At 71.0% G+C, this 4,070-nt stretch carries 5 protein-coding genes; 2 read left to right on the top strand and 3 right to left on the bottom strand.

What is annotated here, in order from left to right; translation table 11 throughout:
* The first annotated feature begins 56 nt into the window (after positions 1–56).
* On the top strand, positions 57–1,208 hold the full coding sequence (locus AB0G02_RS30615; RefSeq protein WP_360800853.1) for a cystathionine gamma-synthase: 1,152 nt from the start codon (positions 57–59) through the stop codon (positions 1,206–1,208).
* 247 nt (positions 1,209–1,455) lie between these two features.
* Here AB0G02_RS30615 and AB0G02_RS30610 read toward each other — a convergent pair whose 3' ends face one another.
* From AB0G02_RS30610 to hppD, 3 genes are all read right to left on the bottom strand, one after another.
* Positions 1,456–1,728, bottom strand: a complete 273-nt coding sequence (locus tag AB0G02_RS30610; protein WP_360800850.1) for a DUF2277 domain-containing protein — start codon at positions 1,726–1,728, stop codon at positions 1,456–1,458.
* Positions 1,729–1,782: 54 nt separating this feature from the next.
* Positions 1,783–2,013 carry a hypothetical protein gene (locus tag AB0G02_RS30605; protein WP_360800847.1) on the bottom strand — a complete coding sequence of 77 codons (231 nt, stop codon included), beginning with the start codon at positions 2,011–2,013 and terminating at the stop codon, positions 1,783–1,785.
* A gap of 171 nt (positions 2,014–2,184) precedes the next feature.
* Positions 2,185–3,366, bottom strand: a complete 1,182-nt coding sequence (gene hppD / locus AB0G02_RS30600) for a 4-hydroxyphenylpyruvate dioxygenase (protein ID WP_360800844.1) — start codon at positions 3,364–3,366, stop codon at positions 2,185–2,187.
* A 75-nt stretch (positions 3,367–3,441) separates the two neighbouring features.
* On the opposite strand from hppD, the gene AB0G02_RS30595 reads away from it, so the two are divergent.
* A complete protein-coding gene (locus AB0G02_RS30595) occupies positions 3,442–3,936 on the top strand; it encodes an Lrp/AsnC family transcriptional regulator (RefSeq protein WP_360800841.1) in 495 nt (164 codons plus the stop codon).
* The last annotated feature ends 134 nt before the right edge of the window (positions 3,937–4,070 follow it).

Raw genomic sequence — 4,070 nt, 5'->3', positions numbered from 1 at the left:
CCGTCGGCCATCCGGCCGACGGGCGGTTGCCATTTCGGCCGCCGTACCCTAAGGACATGACGGACACCGGCCACTACGGTTTCGCGACCAGGGCTATCCACGCCGGGCAGGACCCCGACCCCGCCACGGGCTCGGTCATCGTGCCGATCCACGCCACCTCCACCTACGCCCAGGACGGCGTCGGCGGCCTGCGCGGGGGGTTCGAGTACTCCCGCACCGGCAACCCGACCCGGGCCGCGCTGGAGGAGTGCCTGGCGGCGCTGGAGGGCGGGCGGCACGCCCGTGCGTTCGCCTCGGGCATGGGTGCGACCGACACGGCCCTGCGCGCGATGTGCCGTCCCGGTGACCACGTCGTCATCCCGAACGACGCCTACGGCGGCACGTTCCGGCTGATCGACAAGGTGCTGTCGCACTGGGGCGTCGAGCACACCCCGGCGCCGCTGTCCGACGTCGACGCGGTCCGTGCGGCGGTCCGCCCGAACACCAAGGTCATCTGGGTCGAGACGCCGACCAACCCGCTGCTCAACATCGCGGACATCGCCCTGCTCGCGCAGGTCGCGCACTCGGCCGGGGCGAAGCTGGTGGTCGACAACACGTTCGCCTCGCCGTACCTGCAGAGCCCGCTGGAGCTGGGCGCGGACGTCGTGCTGCACTCGACCACCAAGTACGTGGGCGGGCACTCCGACGTCATCGGCGGCGCGCTGGTCACGTCCGACGACGAGCTGGACGCCCAGTTCGGCTTCCTGCAGAACGGCGCGGGCGCGGTGCCCGGTCCGTTCGACGCGTGGTTGACGTTGCGCGGCATCAAGACGCTCGAAGTGCGCATGGAGAAGCACTCGGACAACGCCGAGAAGGTCGTCGAAGCCCTCGTCCGGCACCCCAAGGTGACCCGCGTCTACTACCCGGGCCTGCCCGAGCACCCCGGTCACGAGGTCGCGGCGAAGCAGATGCGCCGGTTCGGCGGGATGATCTCGTTCACCGTCGCGGGCGGCGAGGAGGCGGCCCTCCAGGTCTGCTCCCGCACGAAGCTGTTCACGCTGGCGGAGTCGTTGGGCGGCGTGGAGTCGCTGATCGAGCACCCGGGCCGGATGACGCACGCCAGCACCGCCGGCTCGCTGCTCCAGGTGCCGTCCGACCTGGTCCGCATCTCGGTGGGCATCGAGTCGGCCGACGACCTGGTCTCCGACCTCCTCTCCGCCCTGGCCTGACCCACCTGTCCAGCCGCGCGTGTCCTACGTCCGCGTCACGCGTGTCCTGCGTTCGGAACACCCGAGTTGAACGCTCGGAGCACGCCGACCCCGCGCTCAAGCACCACGGGCGCGGGGTTCGTGCTGTCCTGAGCGTTCAACTCGGGTGTCCTGGACGTAGGACTCTCGCGTTCCGAACGTAGGACTCTCGCGACGCGAACGGAGGACACGCGTGGCCCGGAGGTAGGACACGCGGGTGGGGGCGGGGTCAGCGGGGGCCGAAGCGGGCGGCCGAGCGTTCCTTCGCCTTGGTGGCCTCGACCTCGCGGTCCCGGGGCGGGGCCTGGGTGACGAGGGCGTCGAGCAGCACGCGCGTGGCCTCGGCCACCGCCTCGACGGCGGCGTCGAACGCCTCCTGGTTCGCCGCCGACGGACGCGCCGACCCGCTCACCTTGCGCACGTACTGCACCGCCGCCGCACGGACCTCGTCCTCGGTGGCGGGCGGTTCGAAGTTGTGGAGCACCCTGATGTTGCGACACATGGGTCCACTATCACCCAGGCGGACCACCGCCCGGAACGCCCACCGCCGGAAAACTCAGGGCTTGACGTCGTACCGCGCGTTCTCCACCCGCGGCACGGCGGGCAGCTCGTTGCCGTCCACGCACCCGCCGACGAACTCCACCACGCCGTCGCGCTCCACGAACCGGCCGGTGTCCGCGCACCCCGCTTGGGCCACGGTGAAGAAGGCCGCGCCGGTCAACGCCACGGCCGTGGCCACCGCTCCGACGAGCGGGAGCACCGCGGTGACCCGTACCGCGAGCCCCATGCCACCCTCCAGGTGAATGCTGTGTGAGATTGCCCCGCACCGAGCGTACCGGTCCCGGCGCACCTGGTAGGGGCAATGTCGTGGTTCTCTGCGCGAAGGGCCGGCCCGGGATGCCCGGACCGGCCCGTTGCCGAACCAACGTCGAGGTCGCCCCGACGGTTCCGCACGCCGCTACAGGTTGCCCCGGCGCTCCTGCTCCCGCTCGATCGCCTCGAACAGCGCCTTGAAGTTGCCCTTGCCGAAGCCGAGCGACCCGTGCCGCTCGATCAGCTCGTAGAACACGGTGGGCCGGTCACCGATCGGCTTGGTGAAGATCTGCAGCAGGTAGCCGTCCTCGTCCCGGTCGACCAGGATGCGGTGCTCCTTGAGCACCTCGATCGGCACCCGCACCTGACCGATGCGCGCCCGCAGCTCCGGGTCGTCGTAGTACGAGTCGGGCGTCTCCAGGAACTCGACACCGGCCGCGCGCATCGCGGTCAGCGTGGCGACGATGTCGTTGGTCGCGAGTGCGATGTGCTGCACGCCCGCGCCCTCGTAGAACTCCAGGTACTCGTCGATCTGCGACTTCCGCCTGGCCACGGCCGGCTCGTTGAGCGGGAACTTCACCCGGTGGTTGCCGTTGGAGACGACCTTGCTCATCAGCGCCGAGTAGTCCGTGGCGATGTCGTCACCGATGAACTCCGCCATGTTCACGAAGCCCATGACCTTGTTGTAGAACTCGACCCAGTGGTCCATCCGGCCGAGCTCGACGTTGCCCACGCAGTGGTCGACCGCCTGGAACAGCCGCTTCGGCGCACCCGCCGGGCGCACGACCGTGCTCTCCCGGGCCTCGTACCCGGGCAGGTACGGACCGCGGTACCGGGACCGGTCGACGAGGGTGTGGCGGGTCTCGCCGTAGGTCGCGATGGCCGCGAGCCGGACGGTGCCGTGCTCGTCGGTGAGGTCGTGCGGCTCTTCGAGGACGGTCGCGCCCTGGGCGCGCGCGTGCTCGACGCACCGGTCGACGTCGGCGACCTCCAGCGCGAGGTCCACCACGCCGTCACCGTGCTTGCGGTGGTGGTCGAGCAGCGGGCTGTCCGGCCGGACCCCGCCGTTGATCACGAACCGCGCCGAGCCCGACTTGAGCACGAAGGACTTGTGGTCCCGCTGCCCGGTCTCCGGCCCGGAGTACGCGACGAGCTGCATCCCGAAGGCGACCTGGTAGAACCACGCGGTCTGGGTCGCGTTGCCGACCACGAAGACCACGGCGTCCATCGAGCGGACGGGGAACGGGTCGCGCGTCCCGTCGTAGTCGACCAGGCCCACGAGTTGGCGGAGCTGGTCGTAGCTCACGTCGTCAAGCTGCTGCGTCATGCCCCACAGGATGTGCACTGCTGGTCAGGGTGCGCAACAGTCCCTTGTTTCGCTGGTCGTCTTGTACAGTGGTCCATGGCTTCCGACGCGCAAACTGAACACTCTGACCAGGTCGTCGACGCTCTGGACGCACGCCTGTTGCTGCTGCTCACCGACGAACCCCGGCTCGGCGTGCTGGAGTGCTCGCGGCGGCTGGGCGTGGCCCGCGGCACGGTGCAGGCCCGGCTGGACCGGCTGGTGGCGCGCGGCGTGCTGACCGGCTTCCCGCCGGCGCTCGACCTGGCCGCGATGGGCTACGGGCTGACCGCGTTCGCCGTGCTGGAGATCGCCCAGGGCCGGCGGCACGAGGTGTCGGAGGGGCTGGCCGCGATCAACGAGGTGTGCGAGGTGCACGCGACGACCGGCCCCGGTGACCTGTTCGCCCGGGTCGTGGCCCGGTCCAACGCCGACCTGCAACGGGTGATCGACTCGATCGTGGACGTGCCGGGCGTGCAGCGGCTGTCCACGTCGATCGCGCTGTCGACGCCCGTGCCACCCCGCGTGCGGCCCCTGCTCGAACGCATCACGTGACCCCGCCGCACGGCGTCACGCGACGCCGCCGCACAGCAGAAGGGGGGGGGGCCCCCCGGGGGGGGGGGGCCCGCGCGGGGGGTGGGTCGTGGGGTCGGGGGCTGTGGAAGCCGCCCGCGCGGAATACGGGAGGT

It is taken from the genome of Actinosynnema sp. NPDC023658 (assembly GCF_040639995.1).
Taxonomy (GTDB): Bacteria; Actinomycetota; Actinomycetes; order Mycobacteriales; family Pseudonocardiaceae; genus Actinosynnema.
This window is presented reverse-complemented; position numbering and strand designations above follow the sequence as displayed.

What these genes read in the sequence shown, in the direction of transcription:
- AB0G02_RS30595 (WP_360800841.1), top strand. Translation starts at nt 3,442, where the DNA reads ATGGCTTCCGACGCGCAAACTGAACACTCTGACCAGGTCGTCGACGCT.
- AB0G02_RS30610 (WP_360800850.1), bottom strand. Translation starts at nt 1,728, where the DNA reads ATGTGTCGCAACATCAGGGTGCTCCACAACTTCGAACCGCCCGCCACC.
- AB0G02_RS30605 (WP_360800847.1), bottom strand. Translation starts at nt 2,013, where the DNA reads ATGGGGCTCGCGGTACGGGTCACCGCGGTGCTCCCGCTCGTCGGAGCG.
- hppD (WP_360800844.1), bottom strand. Translation starts at nt 3,366, where the DNA reads ATGACGCAGCAGCTTGACGACGTGAGCTACGACCAGCTCCGCCAACTC.
- AB0G02_RS30615 (WP_360800853.1), top strand. Translation starts at nt 57, where the DNA reads ATGACGGACACCGGCCACTACGGTTTCGCGACCAGGGCTATCCACGCC.